General features: G+C 33.0%; 15 protein-coding genes. 8 read left to right on the top strand and 7 right to left on the bottom strand.

Going from position 1 to position 20,697, the window contains the following annotated elements; all coding sequences use genetic code 11:
* Positions 1-72: 72 nt before the first annotated feature.
* The 3 genes from QM746_RS15685 to QM746_RS15675 form a co-directional block, all read right to left on the bottom strand.
* Positions 73-642: a hypothetical protein gene (locus QM746_RS15685; protein ID WP_414985066.1), complete on the bottom strand. Its 570-nt coding sequence runs from the start codon at positions 640-642 to the stop codon at positions 73-75.
* A gap of 22 nt (positions 643-664) precedes the next feature.
* Complete coding sequence (locus QM746_RS15680) at positions 665-4,123, bottom strand: lectin-like domain-containing protein (protein ID WP_414985065.1); 3,459 nt, start codon at positions 4,121-4,123, stop codon at positions 665-667.
* Between the two features lie 80 nt (positions 4,124-4,203).
* Positions 4,204-4,830 carry a hypothetical protein gene (locus QM746_RS15675; protein ID WP_414985064.1) on the bottom strand — a complete coding sequence of 209 codons (627 nt, stop codon included), beginning with the start codon at positions 4,828-4,830 and terminating at the stop codon, positions 4,204-4,206.
* Between the two features lie 219 nt (positions 4,831-5,049).
* On the opposite strand from QM746_RS15675, the gene der reads away from it, so the two are divergent.
* Positions 5,050-6,357 carry a ribosome biogenesis GTPase Der gene (gene der, locus QM746_RS15670; protein WP_414985063.1) on the top strand — a complete coding sequence of 436 codons (1,308 nt, stop codon included), beginning with the start codon at positions 5,050-5,052 and terminating at the stop codon, positions 6,355-6,357.
* 140 nt (positions 6,358-6,497) lie between these two features.
* Positions 6,498-7,148 carry a uracil phosphoribosyltransferase gene (gene upp / locus QM746_RS15665; RefSeq protein ID WP_374362877.1) on the top strand — a complete coding sequence of 217 codons (651 nt, stop codon included), beginning with the start codon at positions 6,498-6,500 and terminating at the stop codon, positions 7,146-7,148.
* Positions 7,149-7,155: 7 nt separating this feature from the next.
* On the opposite strand, the gene QM746_RS15660 is transcribed toward upp, so the two are convergent.
* The 4 genes from QM746_RS15660 to QM746_RS15645 all read right to left on the bottom strand — a co-directional run bounded on the left by QM746_RS15660 (position 7,156) and on the right by QM746_RS15645 (position 11,674).
* Positions 7,156-7,920 (bottom strand): TIGR03915 family putative DNA repair protein, encoded by a 765-nt coding sequence (locus QM746_RS15660; RefSeq protein WP_414985062.1) that lies wholly within the window; start codon positions 7,918-7,920, stop codon positions 7,156-7,158.
* A 25-nt stretch (positions 7,921-7,945) separates the two neighbouring features.
* On the bottom strand, positions 7,946-8,716 hold the full coding sequence (locus QM746_RS15655) for a hypothetical protein (protein WP_414985061.1): 771 nt from the start codon (positions 8,714-8,716) through the stop codon (positions 7,946-7,948).
* A gap of 88 nt (positions 8,717-8,804) precedes the next feature.
* Complete coding sequence (locus QM746_RS15650; protein WP_414985166.1) at positions 8,805-10,061, bottom strand: putative DNA modification/repair radical SAM protein; 1,257 nt, start codon at positions 10,059-10,061, stop codon at positions 8,805-8,807.
* A 137-nt stretch (positions 10,062-10,198) separates the two neighbouring features.
* Positions 10,199-11,674 (bottom strand): helix-turn-helix domain-containing protein, encoded by a 1,476-nt coding sequence (locus tag QM746_RS15645; protein ID WP_414985060.1) that lies wholly within the window; start codon positions 11,672-11,674, stop codon positions 10,199-10,201.
* A gap of 366 nt (positions 11,675-12,040) precedes the next feature.
* On the opposite strand from QM746_RS15645, the gene aceB reads away from it, so the two are divergent.
* The 6 genes from aceB to QM746_RS15615 all read left to right on the top strand — a co-directional run bounded on the left by aceB (position 12,041) and on the right by QM746_RS15615 (position 20,681).
* Positions 12,041-13,612 (top strand): malate synthase A, encoded by a 1,572-nt coding sequence (aceB, locus tag QM746_RS15640; protein WP_414985059.1) that lies wholly within the window; start codon positions 12,041-12,043, stop codon positions 13,610-13,612.
* A 218-nt stretch (positions 13,613-13,830) separates the two neighbouring features.
* On the top strand, positions 13,831-15,108 hold the full coding sequence (aceA, locus tag QM746_RS15635; protein ID WP_414985058.1) for an isocitrate lyase: 1,278 nt from the start codon (positions 13,831-13,833) through the stop codon (positions 15,106-15,108).
* Between the two features lie 145 nt (positions 15,109-15,253).
* A complete protein-coding gene (locus tag QM746_RS15630; protein ID WP_414985057.1) occupies positions 15,254-15,700 on the top strand; it encodes a 6-pyruvoyl trahydropterin synthase family protein in 447 nt (148 codons plus the stop codon).
* 88 nt (positions 15,701-15,788) lie between these two features.
* On the top strand, positions 15,789-16,568 hold the full coding sequence (locus QM746_RS15625; protein WP_414985056.1) for a UDP-2,3-diacylglucosamine diphosphatase: 780 nt from the start codon (positions 15,789-15,791) through the stop codon (positions 16,566-16,568).
* A 62-nt stretch (positions 16,569-16,630) separates the two neighbouring features.
* A complete protein-coding gene (locus QM746_RS15620) occupies positions 16,631-17,647 on the top strand; it encodes an acyl transferase (protein ID WP_414985055.1) in 1,017 nt (338 codons plus the stop codon).
* 181 nt (positions 17,648-17,828) lie between these two features.
* Entirely contained in the window at positions 17,829-20,681 is a 2,853-nt protein-coding gene (locus QM746_RS15615; protein ID WP_414985054.1) for an alpha-amylase family glycosyl hydrolase, read from the top strand.
* Positions 20,682-20,697: the final 16 nt, after the last annotated feature.

Raw genomic sequence — 20,697 nt, 5'->3', positions numbered from 1 at the left:
AAATTTTATAAAACTAAAAAAAGAGACTGCCTTTTTGAGGCAGTCTTGTAAAAAAATAAGACAAGTTATTCGTTAAGGTTGTCTCCAATAAGACCAAATTGTTCCATTATATACGGCAAACAGTTTTTTTGTAGGGTCGTAAACCATCATGCCAGGAGCTGGATTTTTGATGTTAGTAGCGGGATCTGTCACTAATGGTGGAATCATTGCTTTATTGGTGTCTGCTAAAACTAAAATACCAGGCGTAGTATCTGTGTTAGGATCACCTCCAATCATTGTTTTGGCAGTGCTTTTTTCTAGAAAAGACGCATTGGTCTGCAATGAATTATCAATTGCAGTATTGCCACTAGTTGCAGGTTTTTCGTTGCTATGAACGGTAAGGTCTGCCCAAGTACCATCATTTTTACTGAGTTTTACTTTTTTATCGTTTACGTCTAAAATTAGAGTACCACTTTTATTTCCAGAAGCAGGAAGAGAAACCCCTGTTGAATTAGTAGCCCAAGGTAAAATGACGCCTTTGTTTCCTGTCCCAAATTCTAAAGATACATTTGTATTTGAAATGTTAGATTTACCAATAGCTACCTGAGAGAATGCTAGTGTTGAAATTAATAATGATAAAGTTGAAAAATATTTAGTGTTCATAACTTTTCTTTTAATTGAGGTTTTAGTTTTCATCAGGACAAGTTTGTTTGTTAAAGCATTTCCATCCACTTCTTGTACCATCAACATTTATTTTCAGACAGTCATTTGTGGTGTCATAAAACATCATTCCTGCGATTGGAGAAGTGATTACTGCATTATTGCTTCCATCTACTGGTTCTCCAATATTTCCTCCAGAAGTACTTACTGGCATTCTGTTGATGACAAATCCTTTTGTGCTCGCTTCTAAAGCAGTCCATCCGCTTTGTCTCTCCATTGGCCAGTTTTGATTATCTGCCCCCGCTCTACTAAATGCAGTAATACCATGTTGCGTAGGATAGGTATTTCCATCTGTAGAAGGAGTTTTGTAACATTTACAAGAATTAACAGTATTATCCTGAGAAGCTCCAATGCCTTGACCTACATCTGCTGTACCATCTGTATTATCTATAACACCAACCGAATTACTAGGATTGGTACTTGTATTTAGATTATTACCTGCATTGTTCAATAATTGAGGAACTCCATTAGCTGCTGCAGAAGTACTGATGATTTGCGAAGGAGAACCTGTTGTTACTCCATCGTATTTTACTTTAATTTGACCTCTGTAAGCATAATTAGTGTCGCTAACTGGTAAATCTAGTGCGTGAATTTGGCTGTATGTTACATTTTCAGAACCTTCTATAGCGTCTGCACATCCGTCTCCATCCGAGTCTGTGTCTAATTGATTAGGGATGCCATCGTTGTCGTTATCCATTTCTAGAGGTAAATCTGAGCAAAAAGAATTAATTCTTATTCTTTGTTCATTGGTAGAGCCTCCTGTTGAAGCGGAATATCCGAAATAAACTTTACTGGCTCCAGCAAAGTAATTTGTTACCAAATCACCAGTATAAGTTCCAGCAGTAGTTCCATCAACGGTATAAGAAATAGTTTTGGTGGTAGCATTCCAGTTAATAACAATGGGATGCCAGGTACTATTTTCTAAATTAGGAAGAGCAACAGCAGTAGTTAAAAATCCGGTTGACGTTTGGTTGTCAGAATCCCATATTTGACCATGGTCTGAAGATATATCTCCAAGACTTGTTCCATTGTCGAAGGTATCTAATTCTAATACAATTCCATTTGCAATTCCATTTGCTCCTATTCCTGAGCCAGTTGCTCCCGTTGCATTTACTCCTTGAGGAGAATTATGAAAAACTGCTGCAATACCATCTGCTCCATCATCATGGGTTCCAAGATAAGCATCAAATCTTAAAACAAAAGATTTTGTAAAATCTACTTTTCCTACAGACCATATTTGCCCTGCTTGATATCCTGTATCTTGAGTTAATCTTACTTCATTATTACTTGTTGCTATTGCAGTTCCTGCGGTAACAAAAGAAAAGACATTAGAAACTGAAGCGTTAGTACCTAATAGGTTTTCATCACAGTCTGTAATACCATCGTTGTCGTCGTCAATGTCAATATTGTCAGGGATGCCATCTCCGTCGGTGTCGAGAGGAGCAATTACAGTAATAGTAACCGTATTGCTATTTACTTGACACCCTCCAGCGCTGCTAACAACAGCTCTGTAATAGGTTGTGGCTGTTAATGCTCCTGGTGAATAAGTTGCTGATGTAGCACCAGAAATATTATTAAAACTTACATTGTTTGCAGAAGACTGCCACTGTATTGTCCCTGTAGAACCTGTTAAAGTTAAAGCAGAAGGAGTTGCTCCTGAAGAAATAGACTGATTAGTGGCGACAGTTCCTGCAACAGCGGCAGGATTATTAGTTTGTGATTGCCCAACAGTTTGTCCTTGCGCTTGTCCATCTATATTGTATGTACTTCCTGTATTTGTTATTACAGGCACTCCATTTGCATCTACTACAATTGGTATAGTAATTCCATCTGCAGCTACATTTATTCTTCCGTTAGCGTCAAGCATAGATTGAGAAATGCTATCTCCACCTTCAACAGCATCAGGACAACCGTCACCATCTGAGTCTAAATCTAAATAGTTAGGGGTTCCATCTCCATCAGTATCACAATAAAGAGGTGTAAATACAATATTATCAATCCCAACATCATTACCGCTACTACCATTAGGTTGCTGATTAATAATTTCTAGAACAACACTACTTGTAGTGGCCGTAAATTCTAAATTTAGTCTTCTCCAAACATCATCATTTGCCATTCCTATTGATGTTGATGTTGCGGATGCTAGTTCTGTAGTGTTTGAAGCGTCTTTAATAGCAATTTTAAGTTTAGGAATATCAGTATCATTATTAGCAAGTCCTGCCATATCAATTCTAAAACGATAACCTTGTCCTATTTGTGTTGGAATTGCAGAAACTCTATATATTGCTTTATTATTATAGTTAGGAGAATCTATATTAATCATTAAATATCTTCCATTAGTTGATCCACTGCTAATGGTAGGGTTTCCAGCATCTTTATTTCCAGTAAGATCAGTTCTCGTATAAGTTACTCCTGTGGTTCCAGAAGTTCTCAGATTATAATATCCATCTCCAGCATCACCTGTTGTGTATATATGTCCAATAACATTGGTGTCGGATGCTGTACCTGTTCCTGTCCCAAAATCATTTATATATATAGGAGTTCCTTCCATTTTACTTGCTGTAGAACAAGTATTTTTTTCTACACTGTCTAAAATACCATCGTTATCACTATCTAAATCAACGTCATCCGCAATACCGTCTCCATCAGTATCTTTACCTGTTGGGCAAGAGCTAATAGCTGTAGCGGTGCAGGTTGAAAGTTTTTCTAGTTTAATATCGTCTATAAAATAATCATTTCCTGAATTGTTACTATAAATATTTTTTAAAGCAATTTTAATATCTGAGCTGGTACATGTTGTAGGCATTTTGAAATCAATAGTATATTGTGTCCATGTAGCTTCTGTAGATAAAAAAGCGGTAGAATATGATTGTAATACAGCATTAGAGGATACATCTTTTATTTCAACGCCAACTTGAGAACTTGCATTTACGAGATAAACCCAGAAGCTTAATCTGTAACATGAGCCTTTTTCAAGATTTACATTTCTTTGGTAAAAGCTATTCAAGGTGCTGCCAGCATTTACAACCATCACTGCACCGTTGGTGTCACCAGTTGTATGATCTTCAGTGTATGGCTTGGGAGCTCCAGTAATTCCTGTTGCTCCTGGAGATGGTAATGTCCAAAAATAATAGCCAGTAGCAACGCCCGAATAAATAAATTCTGGTGCTACAACAGCGTAATGGTCATTGTCAATGTTATTAATTGCATAAGTTGATGAATTTGCTTTGGAAGTTCCGTAAGTAAAACTACCAGATGGCATGTAGGGAGAGGTTTTTCTGCCGTAGTCATTGGATGATGTAGGGCTTTGGCTCGTCCCAAAATCTTCATTGAAAATTGTTTGAGAAAAAACAAATCCGCTTATTAGCAAAATAAGCAACATTATCTGTTTTTTCAGATAAATTGTATAGTTTGTAGTTATCATTTAAAATTTGTGTTTCAATAATTAGCTGTAGTTATAAGCTAACTAATAGTTTATAGAATTTTTGTGCTATTTTTATATGGTTAAATAAAAACAGGTGGAGGGCGAGCAAATAAAGAATCATTTGCTTTTTTAGAATGATAAAAGAGATATAGAATGTTATCTTTAGTCTGGTAATTGATTAAAGCTATTTTCCAGTTGTTTTCTGGTTTTAATAAAGATTCATTTCCATTGTTAGACCTGTTGGTGCATTGCTTTTGGAGTACATTTGCTATTTCAAAAGAACTGCTAGATTCTGAATCAGTATTGGTGAAAATGGCAAAATTTTTAATGTTTTCAAACTTCTTTAATGAATTGCTTTTTGATTTTTTTGCAATATTTTCCTTCTTGTAAACCTTTTTTTTGTTTTGGTTGACATCATTTTTTGTGATTAGGAATTTTTCTTCTTGTGAGTAACTTTTTGTGGATGAAGAAGTAATGACTGTAATTTTATTATCCGTATGTTCAGCAACAATAGATGCACCTTCGGAGATGTGAATGTTTTCTAAACCACTAATGGTTACTTGTTGCGAATAAATATATGAAGAAAATAGTGAGGTAATAACAACTAATAAAACTTTAAATCTTTTATAGGAAAAAGATTTATAGCTTACAAAGCAATATAAAACTATTACAGCTATTGCTGCATAGTTGTGTTTCTTCAGTTTCATTTGTGTTTTTAGACTGATGCAAATTTAATAAAAAAAGTAATAAATCATTGTAAATCTATATTTTATTTCGATAAATTTTATTTATTGTACTATAGATATTTTTAATCTTAATTTTCAATTTCATATCTTTGCAAAAATTTTAAGGCTCTCAAAGTGGGGGATACCTATTAATAACAAAATCCTATTTTATAATTTTTAAGGATTATTAATACAATTTTTATGGGCAATATTGTTGCAATTGTAGGGAGACCAAACGTAGGGAAATCTACCCTTTTTAATCGTCTCTTAGAAAAAAGAGAAGCTATTGTAGATGCTACAGCAGGCGTTACTAGAGACCGCCATTACGGAAAATCTGACTGGAATGGAGTAGATTTTACTGTAATAGATACTGGTGGTTACGATGTTGGTAGTGATGATGTCTTCGAAGAAGAAATTCGTAAACAAGTACAGTTGGCGGTAGATGAAGCTACTTCTATCATTTTTATGGTAAATGTAGAAGAAGGTCTTCAGGATATAGACCACGAAATTTACAATCTTTTAAGAAAAGCTAATAAACCTTTATACCTTGTTGTAAACAAAGTAGATTCTGCTAAAGAAGAACTTCCTGCTACAGAATTTTACCAATTAGGCGTCGAAAAATATTACACTCTTTCTTCGGCTACAGGTTCTGGAACTGGCGAATTGCTAGACGATTTAGTTGCAGATTTTCCTACTACTGAATACCAAGACCCTTTTGAAGGTTTGCCAAAAATCACCATTGTTGGAAGACCAAACGTAGGTAAATCTACACTTACTAATGCACTTTTGGATGATACCAGAAATATTGTTACAGATATTGCAGGTACTACCAGAGATAGTATTGAAACGCTTTATAATAAATTTGGACACGAGTTTGTATTGGTAGATACAGCTGGTATGCGTCGTAAAAATAGAGTTTCTGAAGATTTAGAATTCTATTCTGTGATGAGGTCTATTAGAGCTATTGAACATTCTGATGTTGTAATTTTGATGATTGATGCCACGCAAGGTTGGGAATCTCAAGACATGAATATTTTCGGATTGGCTCAGAAAAACAGAAAAGGAATTGTAATCTTGGTAAATAAATGGGATTTGGTAGAAAAAGAAACCAATACCATGAGAGATTTCGAAGAAAAAATAAAACAAAAAATTGGGCAGTTTAGCGATGTGCCAATTCTTTTCGTTTCCGCTCTTACGAAACAAAGAATTTTGAAAGCCGTAGAAATGGCGATGATGGTGCACGAAAATCGTAAAAAACGCATCAAAACTTCAAAGCTTAACGAAATTTTATTGCCAATTATAGAGCAAACTCCACCTCCGGCAATTAAAGGTAAATATGTGAAAATTAAATACATTACGCAGTTGCCAACTTACACGCCTCAGTTTGCATTTTTCTGTAATTTACCTCAGTATGTAAAAGAACCTTACAAAAGATTTATAGAAAATCAATTGAGAAAAAACTTCGATTTTACAGGTGTTCCTATTGAAGTTTATTTCAGACAAAAATAATGTGAAACCCTTTTTGCTTTTTTAAAAGTAGAAAGGGTTTTTAGTTTCAATTAAATGAAAGTAATTTGAAGTTTGGATTTAAAAATAATTTTCAGTCTTCAAAAAATATCAATAAATTTGTAAAATCAACACATCAACCAATGGTTATAGAACTTGCTCAAAATTTTTCACTGGTTAATTCTTGGATTAACGAACTAAGAAACGTAGAAACTCAAAACAACAGAAATACTTTCAGAAGAAATATGGAGCGCATTGGCGAAGTAGCAGCGTATCATATTTCTCAAGATTTAGAGTATAAAGAAGTGGAAATTACGACGCCTTTAGACAAAATTGTAGTGAAAGAAATTGCAGTACAGCCTGTTATTACTACTATTTTAAGAGCTGGAGTTCCTCTTTTTCAAGGTGTCCTTAATTATTTTGATAAAGCAGATTGTGGTTTTGTAGCAGCTTACAGAAAACACGATGTGAATGATTATTTTTCTATAAAACAAGACTATCTTACTTGTCCTAATGTGGACGGAAGACCGCTAATTGTAGCTGACCCAATGTTGGCAACTGGTGCTTCTCTTATTGAAGCGTTGAAGGATTTATTAAATCACGGTACGCCATCTCAGTTGCATATTGTTGCAGTAATTGCCAGTCAACATGGTGTTGATACTATTCAAAATGCTTTTCCGAAGGCTAAAATTTGGGTAGGCGCTATAGACCCAGACCTTACGCCAAAAGGCTACATTTCTCCAGGTTTAGGAGATGCTGGTGATTTGAGTTACGGACAAAAACTTCAAAACTAATTTCAGTTTAAAACTTTTCGGTTAAATATTTCCAATAGCGTTTCGGAACCAATTGGGTGTGTAATTTCATGTTTTTACGAGCCGTAATTCCTGTTTTTACAAAATAACGTTGCCACAGTTTTTGGTAGTTTTTTTCTTCATCGTGATGAAATTGCTCAGAATTTTTAAAATTTTGCAATTGAGATTCGTTGGGAAAGAAAAATTCAACATTTTTCAAGTCGTAAATAATTCCGAAGTTTCTTTTTAAATCAAAAATCATCCATTTTTGGTCGACATATCTATCTTTAAAATGTTTCTGAATTAAAGGCAAAACATTAAAATCTGGTTCTATTTTGGCAAAATACATTTCGTCTTGCAATAACTCAAACCGAATAAAAGCGAGCATTCTGTGTCGTTCTCGTCCTACACTTCTGCAAATTTTAGAAATTTCTAAAATATCATCATTCCCGAAATCTTTTAAAATATTCTGTTTCGGATGATTAATAGAATACTGAACAGCGCTCAAAATCAAACGTTCCAAATCTTTCCTTTCCGAAAAATAAACCAACATCAATTGAGAAATTCCTTCTTTGCCGAGATTTTCTTCTAATTTTTTGAGAACTCTATCAGATTTTTCAATATTGGTAATTACTTCGTGCGTTTCTGCGAAGAAATTTTCTTGTGTGTAATTTTCTTTGGCAATAATTTCCACATTATCATATTTGTACTCGAAAACTTCAAATACAGCCGTCATTAAACCTTCAAAAGTGGAATCGTATAATAGTATCGTCATTGCGAGGAACGAAGCAATCTAAACTTTACTCTTTAGTGTAAAGTTTTTCAAATTTCCATTCGTTATGAAAATCTTTAATGTTAGTTTTAGTTTTATTTGAAGATAAAATATAAAGTTTATTGTCTTTTAGAATTGTTTTTACAGTTCTTACAACTGTTTCTTTTTTAGGATTTTCGATAAGTACAACTACAATATCTTTAGGGATTTCTTTAGCCTTTTTGTTTACAAAGTCACTTTCTGTAATGTAGCTATCAATTTTCCTTTGCTTATATTGAAATTTATATTTTAGAGAAGCAACCTTGTCAAAATTTGGAATTTTGTTAATAGGAATTTCTATAATTCCATTTTTGTTAGTTGTAAATTCATATGAATTATCAGGATTTATTTTAGAATCAAAATCGTATTCATAAGTTATGTAAATAGATTGGTTTGCAATGATTTTCTTACTGTCATTTTTAAATAAAATAGTGAATTTATCTGAATTATTCTTCTTTAATATTTCATAAGAATCTGCTTCTTTTACTTCGTAATGATTTGAAAAAGTAATGCTGTCGCTAGTTTTTTTCCAGGTTCCTTTGAATTCTTGCCAAGTAAAACAACTGTTATGCGGTCTCATCCACATTTCAAAAGTATTATCAGAATTTATATAGATTTCATTAATACTAGGATTGTTAATATAACCAAAAGGTTTTTTTGATTTTGAATTGTAATATGCAGTTGCATCATTCACATATTTTTCCTGTGAAAAACATAAAATAAATATTGTAAATGATAATATTGTTAATAGTTTTTTCATTTAAAAATTAAAGTTTAAAATTACAAAATCTTGTTTATAATTGAGATTGCTTCGCTTCGTTGTACTTCGCTCGCAATGACGACAGCGATTAAAACAAACTCAACTGCTCTGAAAACGGATTTTGCCATTTCGATTTCATTCCGTTCAACACAATTTGGCGGAAATTTTGTTCATCAATTAATCTATTGAAAATATTTTCGCTTTCAAATTCAATGAAATATTTGGCTCGGTTGGTAGCAACTCCCATTTTTTTGAGATGTGTCAAATTCAATTTTTGAAATTTTCTCGCTTGTAAAATTTTCAAAACCGAAGTTACACCAATTCCGGGAATTCTCAATAACATTTCCTTTGGTGCAGTATTAATGTTTACAGGAAATTTTTCTCTATTTCTTAATGCCCAAGCTAATTTTGGGTCAACTTCCAAATCCAAAAACGGATTTTGTTGGTCTAGGATTTCATTAGCATCAAAACCATAAAAACGCATCAACCAATCGGCTTGATACAAGCGATTTTCTCGTTGCATAGGAACTTGCGAAAAAACCGAAGGCAATCTTGAATCTTCAATTACAGGAACGTAACCAGAATAATACACGCGTTTCATGTTGTAATTTTGGTAAAAGTGGTCGGCAACTTTTATGATTTTCAAATCAGTTTCGTTGGTAGCACCTACAATCATTTGTGTAGATTGTCCAGCTGGAGCAAATCTTGGTACTTTCCTGAAAATTTTCTTTTCTTCTTTATATAAAACCAACTCGTTTTTAATGTAATTCATTGGTTTTGTCATCTGTTCGTGAGATTTTTCGGGAGCGAGTAATTTTAAGCCAGATTCTGTAGGAATTTCTAAATTTACAGAAAGTCTATCAGCGTAAAGTCCGGCTTCTTTCGTTAGCTCATCACTTGCACCAGGAATGGTTTTCAAGTGAATATATCCATGGAAATTGTGTTCTTGTCGTAATTTTTTAGCAATTCTTACCAAACGTTCCATTGTAAAATCGGCATCTTTGAAAATTCCTGAACTCAAAAATAAACCTTCAATGTAATTTCTTCGGTAAAAATTAATGGTTAAATCTACCACTTCATCTACCGTAAAAGCTGCACGTTTTATGTCGTTAGATTTTCTGGAAACGCAATAAGCGCAATCGTAAATGCAATGATTGGTTAATAGAATTTTGAGCAAAGAAATACATCTGCCATCTTCTGTGAAAGAATGGCAAATTCCAGAAACATGACTGTTACCAAGTCCGCCTTTATTTTTGCGGTTTCCGCCACTCGAAGAGCAAGAAATGTCGTATTTTGCGGCATCGGCAAGGATTTCTAGTTTTTCTTTTATTCTATCAAAATTCATCATAATGTCTTGTCAAATATAATTCCAAGAAATTTAAATTTCAATAAAAATTGTCTAAAGTTATCCGCAAAAAATGTTAAAATGAATTAATTGTAATCTTTAAATTAAATCGAAAATCACAAATCGGAAATCGCAAATTATAACATTTCTTTTCTAATTTTAGCGATAGATTTTTTCATACTTTCGTTAAAATTTTCTTTTTCTAATCGGGTTGGCGGAGTTTTTCTTGCGTCGCAATCGTAGATGTTGCAGGTTTCGCAAGTTACGCCTACGTATTCTGATTTTACGGAAGAATTTTTAGCGAATTTTATTTTTTTCAAAGAATTAGAATTTAGTAAAATTCCAATGCAATAGCTTCTATTGGTGCCGTCTGAAAAAGGATTTTTGTGTGAAGTGGAAAGTACCAAATAACTTAAACCAGAATCTTTGTAATGTGAAATTTGAGCAGAAGTAAGCGTTTCGTTTTCCTTTAATTCTTTCAGATTTTTAATGGCAATCCATTTTCTGCAATAATGTTCGTTCATAGAATTGGCGTGTGGAGCTTGCTGTTGATTAAGGTGTAGCTCTTTTAAAATCTGTATTTTATCAGTGTCTTTTTTCTTTACAAAACAAAGATAGAACAAATCTTTAATTCCAAATTCTGATGAGAGAATGTTGGTTAATCTGTAATAAAATGTTTCTGGAGAATTGGTAAAATGCGAAATTAAATCTGCTAATTTCTGAGAATTCCATTCGTTTTCATCAAAAAAATCTTCTAATTTTTCTACTAATTCTTCTTTTGGAATTAAGATGCAGCCAGCGAAATAAGATGCGTAATAATTATTGAGCAATTCGTCAAAACTTGTGAAATCTAACCAAGAATAAGTGTTGGGTCTTGGTATTAGTTTTAAAACATTGAAGCCTATTTCTTTTGCGAAGATGAAGGTTTTTTGATTTTCGTCTAAAAGTTGATTCAAGAGAAGCAGTTTTTTCTCGGGAATGTAAAGCGAACGAAGATTGTTGAGCGTTCCGTGATTTTCAAAATTTTCGGATTTTATTTCATAACCGAATGTTTTGGCGAGAATTTCTTCTAAATGTTGAATATTAATGTTTTTCCCGAGTTTTAGATTGTTTTCTGAGGCGAAATTTTGAGCAATTTCTTCAATTTCAGGGAAATAATTGTCGTGTAACTCTTGGAAACTTCTTAAAACAGCAAAGTAAAATCGCTCTTTTCCTAAGTTATAATTTTGAGATATTTCGATTAATGTATTGATGAAAGCGGTAATTTGTTTTGGAGCTTCGCTAATGATATTGATGAGTGTATTTTTGTTGATTCCAAACAAATCTAAAGGGATTTCTTTGAAAAAATCACTCTGTAAAAGTTCGCCAAAAGGAGCGAGATTCTTATCTAATTTTGTAGAAACTAAATCATCAAACTTGCAATTAAGAACTTCTGCTAATTGTAAAATTTTGTCGTGTTTAGGATATTTTTTGCCATTTTCAATTTCGTTGAGGTAAGATTTAGAAAGTTTGGTTTTGTCTGCTAAATCTTGCAAAGACCATTCTTTTTTTTGTCTTTGTTGTCTCAGTTTCAATCCGAAAACAGTTTTTATAAAGTCGCTTTCGTTGTTCATATTTTTGGTTTTTGGTGATGTGGTTTTAATTGAAAAAAAATAAATTTTATTAAAAATTGAATTTCAAGTGTTGATTTTGTGCTTTTTAATTTGAGCTAAAATCGATAAAAAACTTTAAAAATTATACGAAAATTAACGTTGAAAATAATTTGTAATGATTCTAAATTGCTCGCTATCTCCTTTCAATACAAAGATATAAAATAAAAGCGATTATTCGCATAATAAAAAATTTTATATTTTTTGCGAACGTTCGCTGTAAGTGAAAATATTTTCTATATTTGTCTCAAGCAGAACTCAATAAATTTTCTCAATTAAAAAATTATTGATAGTGATATTATTATTTAACATCAACAAAATCAAAATATTATGGAAAAAGAATTTAATGTGAAAGTCAATGAAAAGTATTCTCAAATTTTCTCTGAAGGTCTTGAAAAGTTTTTAATTCAACTTCATAAAAATTTTAATCAAAAAAGAATTGAACTTCTAGAGCAAAGAAAAAAAGTTCAAGAATTGATTAACGAAGGTGTAATGCCAAGTTTTCCCAAAGAAGCCAGGGGAATAAGAGAAGAATATTGGGTTTGCAACAAACTTCCAAATGATTTACAAGATAGAAGAGTTGAAATTACTGGGCCTGTTGATAGAAAAATGATTATCAATGCGTTAAATTCTGGCGCTTCTACTTTTATGGCAGATTTTGAAGATTCTAATTCTCCAACTTGGCAAAATTGTATGGAAGGGCAAATTAACCTTACAGATGCAATTAATAGAAAAATAGATTTCGTGAATGAAGAAGGTAAAGCTTATCAACTCAACGAAAATTTGGCGACACTAATCGTAAGACCAAGAGGATTGCATTTAGAAGAAAAAAATATAGAAATTAATGGTGAAAAAGCATCTGGTTCTCTAGTAGATTTTGGGATTTTCTTTTTCAGAAATGCGAAAACTTTATTAGCAAAAGGTAGTGGACCGTACTTTTATTTGCCAAAATTAGAACATTATAAAGAAGCAAGGTGGTGGAATGAGGTTTTCAATTTTTCACAAAATTATTTAGGAATTAATCAAGGGACAATTAAGGCAACAGTTCTCATAGAAACCATCACCGCTTCTTTTCAGTTAGACGAAATTTTGTATGAACTGAAAGAACACAGCGCCGGACTAAACTGCGGAAGATGGGATTATATTTTTTCTTACATCAAAAAATTTAGAAATCATCCGGAATTTTTAGTGCCAGATAGAGACCAAGTTACCATGACTTCGCCTTTTATGAGTGCTTATTCCAAACGTGTTATTCAGGCTTGTCATAAACGCCGAGTTCATGCTATGGGCGGAATGGCGGCGCAAATTCCTGTAAAAAACAACGAAGAAGAAAACGAAATCGCCTATGCAAAAGTAAGAGCAGATAAAGAAAGAGAAGTGAAAAATGGGCACGACGGAACTTGGGTGGCACATCCTGGTTTGGTGCCTGTTGCAAAAGCAATTTTTGATGAATATATGCCAACACCCAATCAAATAGATAAAAAGTACGAAGATTATCACATTTCTGAAACAGATTTATTAGAAGTTCCGAAAGGTGAAATTACCGAAAAAGGCGTACGAAAAAACATCAATGTAGGAATTCTTTATATAGAATCTTGGTTGATGGGAACGGGAGCTGCAGCTCTTTACAATCTGATGGAAGACGCTGCAACTGCCGAAATCTCCAGAACTCAAATCTGGCAATGGCTCAAAAATAAAGCAAAATTAGACGACGAAAGAACACTTACACCAAATATGATTATGATTTGGGAAGAAGATGAACTCGAAAAAATTAAAAATTATGTCGGAGAAAAACGTTTTACTGAAGGGAAATTCGATTTGGCAACTCAGCTTTTCAATGAATTGATTTTTGATGAAAATTTCGAAGAGTTTTTAACCTTGAAAGCATATCCTTTTATTTGATGTACAAAGTATAAAGTACAAAGTACAAAGTAAAAAGTACAAAGTACAAAGTAAAAAGTAAAAAGTACAAGGTACAAGGTACAAAGTATGATTTGTTAAGTAAATGAAAATTTAAAGTTTTTTGAAATTAAAAAAAATACATTATACATAGTACATTATACATTATACATAGTATACATTACACAAATTTTAAACAACCCAAAAAAATCCAAAATATTATGAACACACAAGAACAAATCCAAGCACTAGAGCAAGAGTGGAGAGAAAACCCAAGATGGAAAGGCGTTACAAGACCTTATACCGCTGAGGAAGTTTTAAAATTGAGAGGAAACTACAAAATAGATTACACCATTGCGACAGAAATGTCTAAAACACTTTGGAAAAAATTGAACAATCAAGATTTTGTGGCAGGTTTGGGAGCTTTAACAGGAAATCAGGCGGTTCAGGAAGTGGACGCTGGTTTAGAAGCAATTTACCTTTCTGGTTGGCAAGTGGCTGCAGATGCAAATTTGTCTGGAGAAATGTATCCCGACCAAAGTTTATATCCTGCAAATTCGGTTCCTGTGGTGGTGAAAAAAATTAATAATGCACTTTTGAGAGCAGACCAAATTCAATCTGTGAACGGTGGTGGCGATAAGAATTATCTCGTTCCAATTGTGGCTGATGCAGAAGCTGGTTTCGGTGGAAATCTCAATGCTTTTGAATTGATGAAACAAATGATTGAATCTGGCGCTGCTGGTGTACATTTTGAAGACCAATTGTCTTCGGCTAAAAAATGTGGACATCTTGGAGGGAAAGTTCTAGTACCTACGCAAGAAGCGATTAATAAATTGATTGCTGCAAGATTAGCGGCAGATGTTTGCGGAGTTCCAACGGTTTTGGTGGCAAGAACTGATGCTGATGCTGCAGATTTATTAACTTCGGATATTGATGATAGAGATAAAAAATTTATAACTGGCGAAAGAACTTCTGAAGGTTTTTTCCAAGTAAAATGTGGAGTGGAACAAGGTATTGACAGAGGACTTTCTTATGCTCCGTATGCAGATTTAATTTGGATGGAAACTTCTAATCCAGACTTAGATTATGCAAGAAGATTTGCAGAAGGAATTCATGCAAAATTTCCGGGGAAAATGTTGGCGTACAACTGTTCTCCATCGTTCAATTGGGCAGCAAAATTATCTGTTGCCGAAATGGAAACTTTCCGTGAAGAATTAGCAAAAATGGGTTACAAATTCCAATTTATTACTTTGGCAGGTTTCCATGCTTTGAATACGGCAATGTTCGAATTGGCATTGGCTTACAAAGAAAGAGGTATGGCAGGTTACAGCGAATTGCAAGAAAGAGAATTTGCGTTACAAGCGAAAGGTTTCCGTGCTGTGAAACACCAAAGTTTTGTAGGAACAGGTTATTTTGATGCGGTTCAAACTACTGTAACTGCGGGTAATTCTTCTACCACAGCATTGGCAGGTTCTACAGAAGCAGAGCAATTCCATTAAAATTTTAAAAAAAAATGATTTTTTCATCCCTATATTTCCATTATTCACTCTTAACATAAAAAGAGTCCATAGTTTTTAATTTGTTGAAAGAACCTTCTCTTAATAGAGGAGGTTTTTAAGTTTAAAAATTCTCTATCTTTGCAAAATGATACGCATTACTAAAATTTTCACTTTCGAGACGGCACACGTTCTGTATAATTATGATGGAAAATGCAAAAATATGCACGGACATTCGTACAAACTTTTCGTTACAGTAAAAGGAGTTCCTATTAATGATGTGGAGCATTCTAAAAACGGAATGGTGGTAGATTTTGGAGATATTAAGAAAATTGTGAAAGAAGAAATTGTAGATATTTGGGACCACGCAGTTTTGCTTAATGCACTTACGCCTCACAAAGAATTGGGCGAAGGTTTAGAGCAACAAGGTCATAAAGTAATTTATTGCAATTACCAGCCAACTTGCGAAAATATGTTGTATGATATTGCTGAGAAAATTAAGAAAAATCTTCCAAGTCACGTTCAGTTAGCTTATTTGAAACTTCACGAAACCGAAAATTCTTACGGAGAATGGTTGGCGGAAGAGAATTTATAAAATGAATAGTGAATTTGCTTTGCAGTGAATAGTGAATTAAAAATATCAAAACTCGTAACACGAAACTCGCATTTCGAAACTCAAAAAAATGAAAATCGAATTACAGCCCAATAAAAAAATATATTTTGCATCTGACCAGCATTTTGGAGCGCCAACTCCAGAGCTGAGTAAGCCTAGAGAAACTAAATTTCTTGCTTGGCTAGACGAAATAAAACACGATGCACAAGTACTGTTTTTGATGGGTGATTTGTTTGATTTTTGGCACGAATGGAGCTATGTAGTTCCGAAAGGATATGTGAGAATTCTTGGGAAATTAGCCGAACTAAAAGACAGCGGAATAGAGATTTATTTTTTTGTTGGAAACCACGATTTGTGGATGAAAGATTATCTGGAAGAAGAAATAGGAATTCCGGTTTTCTTCGAAAAACAATTTTATGAAATTTCTGGCAAAAACTTTCTTCTGGCTCATGGAGATGGTCTTGGGCCTGGCGATAAAGGCTACAAAAGAATGAAAAAATTCTTTACCAATCCTATTGCGCAATGGTTTTTTAAATGGCTTCACCCTGACATCGCAATGAAAGTTGCTATCTATTTTTCAACAAAAAATAAAATGATTTCTGGCGAAGAAGACAAAGAGTTTTTGGGCGAAGACAAAGAGTTTTTAATTATTTACTCTAAAGAAAAACTCAAAACAGAGAAGATGGATTATTTCGTGTATGGTCACCGTCATCTTCCGATGATTTTGGATTTAAAAGCAAACGAAAACGAAGCGAAATACATTAATCTTGGCGATTGGATTTCGTATTTTACCTATGGAGTTTTTGATGGGGAAAATTTTCAAGTTTTGAAATACGAAAATCCTATTTAAAATAAATTTACCAATTTAAGATGCATGTTTATTCTTTTTGCATCTTTTTATTTTTTTACAAAATGAATGATTTATTCAACATAACAACGGAAGAAGAATTCCAAGCGGCGTGTTTGGAAACATTTCAATATCAATATAAAAACGTAGAAGTTTACCAAAAATTTGTAGATTTTTTAGGTAAAAATCCTTCGGAAGTAAAAAAAATTGAAGACATCCCTTTTCTTCCGATAGAAATGTTTAAGAATCATCAAGTTTTAGACAAAGTCTTCGTTTCCGCTCAGACAGACAAATCTACAAGTTATTTTCAAAGTTCTGGAACTACACAAATGCTGAATCGTTCTAAACATTATATTGCAGATTTTAATCTATACGAAGAAAGTATTTACAAGAGTTTTGAAAAATTTATTGGAAAGCCAGAAGATTATATTTTCTTAGGTTTGCTTCCAAATTATTCGGAAAATCCGCACTCTTCTTTAATTTATATGGTTGATTTTTTGATGAAGAAATCAGCAAAGCCTGAAAACGGATATTTCTTATACAATCATCAAGAACTTTTTGAACTTTTACAAAAATTAGGAAAAGAAGATAAAAAAGTAATTCTTTTCGGGGTTTCTTTTGCATTGTTAGATTTTTTAGATTCTGAAAATGACTTTACAAATTTAAAAATCAACGATTTTACAGTGATAGAAACTGGCGGAATGAAAGGCAGAAAAGCCGAAATGACGAAAGATGAACTTCTAGAAATTTTGCAAAAAAGTTTCGGCACTGATAAGATTTATTCGGAATATTCTATGACGGAATTGCTTTCTCAAGCTTATTCTTTAGGGAATAATGAATATGAGTGCCCACATTGGATGCGTGTTCTTATCCGAAATGCAGAAGACCCATTTTCTTACTTAGAAGATGGCAAAACTGGAGCTATCAATATTATAGATTTGGCAAACAGATATTCTTGCTCTTTTATTGCTACACAGGATTTGGGAAGGATTGAAAAAAGAGAGTTCGAGAATGAAAAGTTTCAAGTTTTGGGCAGAATAGACCATTCTGATATTAGAGGTTGTAGCCTTTTGGTTTCTTAGTTTTTATAGCTGAAAAGAAGTTTTTTATTTTCTCACGAAAAGACATTAATTGAATTGTTTTTTATGATAAGTTGATAGCAAAAAAGTGCATAAAAAATGTACTATTTTGTCAAATATCAGTATAATTTATATCAATCGTAATATAGAAATTCCTAATTTTACGTGTTGAAAAAATTATCAAATGAAACAAAAACTATCAATTTTTTTGGTTCTATTAATGCAGATTTTTGCATATAGCCAAATTACTACGTCGTATTCTGTATCACCATCTACTTTTGATGAAACAGAGTCTATAACAATAACCTTTACGGTAAACGAAAATTCTTTTGGAGTAGCATCCACTCATAGCCTTTATCTGTGGGCTTGGTCTTTTGATACGAGTAATGTTATTGCCGATTCTCCAACTAATGGAACTTGGAATGTGTCTAATTCAGCCAATAAATTAACTTATGTTGGTGGAACTGCTACTGCAGCAACTTACACTTATACCATGAATACTGTGAAATCTTTTTATGGGAACCGAGCAAATCCCTTGTCAAGAATTGGTTTTTTGGTAAAGACTTCAAATGGATTATTACAATCGCAAGATATTTATGTAAAAGTTGGGAGATATGTATTAACGATGAACAATCCTTTAGATAATAGTTTTACGAGTTCTACAGCTGGTAATACGGTGAATATAGGAGCTACTTCTACCCAAACGGCTTCTTATGTTCTAAAAATGAATGGAACGGTTATTAATACAGTTGCAACTCCATCTGCAAATTATAATTATGATTTTACGGTAACCAATGGCAATTCTTTTTTTGAATTAACAGGAACAAGTTCTGTAAGTGGATTGTCCGAAACAAAATCTTTTGTTATTTCTTCTACTTCTAATCAGCAAGCAATTCCTTCTTGGATAAGACAAGGAATAAATTATGATGCTAATGATGCTACAAAAATTGGTTTGGCAATTTATGCTCCTGGAAAAAGTTATGTTCACGTAATCGGAAGCTTTAATCAATGGGCGGTAAATAGTAATTATTTAATGAAAAAAGATACTACGAACCCAGATTTGTATTGGATTGAAATTTCAGGGCTTACTCCACAGCAGATTTATACTTTTCAATACAGAACAAATGATGGCATAAAAGTAGCAGACCCTTATTCTAGATTAGTGCTTTCACCTGATGACGACCCTTATATTTCTTCGGCAGATTATCCAAATCTTCCAGCATATCCTTCTGGACAAAAATTTGATGTTTCGGTAGTGCAAACTGGGATGTCTGCTTACAATTGGCAAGCGACTAATTTTACAAAACCAGCCAAAGAAAATCTTGTAGTTTATGAAGCTCTTGTTAGAGATTTTACTTCAGAACAGAATTGGCAATCTATGATAGATAAGATTTCTTATTTTAAAAATTTAAAAATTAATGCAATTGAATTAATGCCTGTAATGGAGTTTGATGGTAATAATTCTTGGGGTTACAATCCTTCTTTTCATTTTGCATTAGATAAAGCTTACGGAACTTCAGATAAGTTTAAAGAATTTATTGATACTTGTCACCAAAATGGTATTGCGGTAATTTTAGATATTGCTCTTAATCATGCTACGCAAAGAAATCCTTTAGTAAGACTTTGGAATACAGACCCTGATGGAGACGGTTATGGTTCTGCTAATTCTTCAAATCCTTATTTTAATACAGTGGCAAAGCATGCTTATAATGTAAACGAAGATATGAATCATTCTACTGATGCAACTAGATATTATGTAGGAAGAGTTTTAGAACAATGGATAAGTGAGTATAAAATTGATGGTTTCCGTTGGGATTTAACAAAAGGATTTACACAAAATTGTACGGCTTCTGATGAATCTTGTACGGGTTCTTATCAACAAGATAGAGTAGATGTATTAAAATTATATGCTGATAGACAGTGGAGTTTAGATCCTAGCTCTTATGTTATTTTTGAACATTTAGGTACAAATAATGAAGAAAAAGAATGGGCTAATTACAGAGTTGGAGAAGGAAAAGGTGTTATATTGTGGGATAATTTGAATGTCCCATACAATCAAAATACTATGGGCTATACTACTGATAGCACAATTGATAGAGCAGATTTTGAAAATCATGTAGGATTTACAGAGAGAAGAAATATCACTTATGGCGAAAGTCACGATGAGGAGAGATTAATGTATAAAAATTTACTTTATGGCAATACAGGTTCTGGATATGATGTTAAAATCTTGTCAACTGCTCTAGAGAGACAAAAAGCTTATGCAGCAGTACTTTTTCCAATTCCTGGTCCTAAAATGTTATGGCAATTTGGTGAATTAGGATATGAATATGGAATTAATAGATGTGAGAATGGTACTTATAGTAATGATTGCAGAACAAGTCCAAAACCTAATGCATTTACTTTAAACTATTTTACCAATACTCAGAGAAAAGCAGTTTATGATACTTGGGCAAAGATTATAAGCTTAAAATTGAATAATGAAGTTTTTAATACCAAAACGTTTACAATAAATTCAGGAGATTTGAAACCTAGAATTTACATTTGGAATGATGCTTTAGCTTCGGGAGCTTTAAAAAGTGTAGTTATTTTTGCAAATCTTACTACTACAGCTCAAACTGTCGCTCCTTTTTTTCCAAATACAGGAACTTGGTATAATTTAATGGATAATAATAGTATATTAAGTGTTACGGCTACAGATTCTTCGTTTACTTATAATCTACAACCTGGCGAGTTCAGAATTTTCGGAAACGGAGCAGCTTTAGCTACCAATGAAGTTACGAGTTCTGCTAAAAAGCAAACCTTAACAATTGTTCAAAATCCTGTTTCTAACGGACAAGCAACCATAAGATATACCAACGCAAAAGGCGGAACCGTTTATTTGTATGATTTGAATGGAAAAATGCTTAAAACCCAAAAAGTAAAACAAAATTCTGGAGACGAAACCATTTCAGTTTCAGGTTTGCAATCTGGAGTTTATCTTTTGATGTTGAAATCAGAGCTTGGAATGACAGTGTCAAAACTTTTGATTAAATAAATTCAATTCAATAGTA

The organism is Cloacibacterium sp., from assembly GCF_047601505.1.
Taxonomy (GTDB): Bacteria; Bacteroidota; Bacteroidia; order Flavobacteriales; family Weeksellaceae; genus Cloacibacterium.
Note: the sequence above shows the minus strand (reverse complement) of the source record. Positions and strands in the feature narration are given on the sequence as shown.

Excerpts from the sequence above, each read along its gene's own strand:
- QM746_RS15655 (WP_414985061.1), bottom strand. The coding sequence starts at position 8,716 with ATGAAAAAACTATTAACAATATTATCATTTACAATATTTATTTTATGT.
- upp (WP_374362877.1), top strand. The coding sequence starts at position 6,498 with ATGGTTATAGAACTTGCTCAAAATTTTTCACTGGTTAATTCTTGGATT.
- QM746_RS15650 (WP_414985166.1), bottom strand. The coding sequence starts at position 10,061 with ATGAATTTTGATAGAATAAAAGAAAAACTAGAAATCCTTGCCGATGCC.
- QM746_RS15660 (WP_414985062.1), bottom strand. The coding sequence starts at position 7,920 with ATGACGATACTATTATACGATTCCACTTTTGAAGGTTTAATGACGGCT.
- QM746_RS15620 (WP_414985055.1), top strand. The coding sequence starts at position 16,631 with ATGAATGATTTATTCAACATAACAACGGAAGAAGAATTCCAAGCGGCG.
- QM746_RS15680 (WP_414985065.1), bottom strand. The coding sequence starts at position 4,123 with ATGATAACTACAAACTATACAATTTATCTGAAAAAACAGATAATGTTG.
- QM746_RS15685 (WP_414985066.1), bottom strand. The coding sequence starts at position 642 with ATGAACACTAAATATTTTTCAACTTTATCATTATTAATTTCAACACTA.
- QM746_RS15675 (WP_414985064.1), bottom strand. The coding sequence starts at position 4,830 with ATGAAACTGAAGAAACACAACTATGCAGCAATAGCTGTAATAGTTTTA.
- aceA (WP_414985058.1), top strand. The coding sequence starts at position 13,831 with ATGAACACACAAGAACAAATCCAAGCACTAGAGCAAGAGTGGAGAGAA.
- QM746_RS15625 (WP_414985056.1), top strand. The coding sequence starts at position 15,789 with ATGAAAATCGAATTACAGCCCAATAAAAAAATATATTTTGCATCTGAC.
- aceB (WP_414985059.1), top strand. The coding sequence starts at position 12,041 with ATGGAAAAAGAATTTAATGTGAAAGTCAATGAAAAGTATTCTCAAATT.
- QM746_RS15630 (WP_414985057.1), top strand. The coding sequence starts at position 15,254 with ATGATACGCATTACTAAAATTTTCACTTTCGAGACGGCACACGTTCTG.
- QM746_RS15645 (WP_414985060.1), bottom strand. The coding sequence starts at position 11,674 with ATGAACAACGAAAGCGACTTTATAAAAACTGTTTTCGGATTGAAACTG.
- der (WP_414985063.1), top strand. The coding sequence starts at position 5,050 with ATGGGCAATATTGTTGCAATTGTAGGGAGACCAAACGTAGGGAAATCT.
- QM746_RS15615 (WP_414985054.1), top strand. The coding sequence starts at position 17,829 with ATGAAACAAAAACTATCAATTTTTTTGGTTCTATTAATGCAGATTTTT.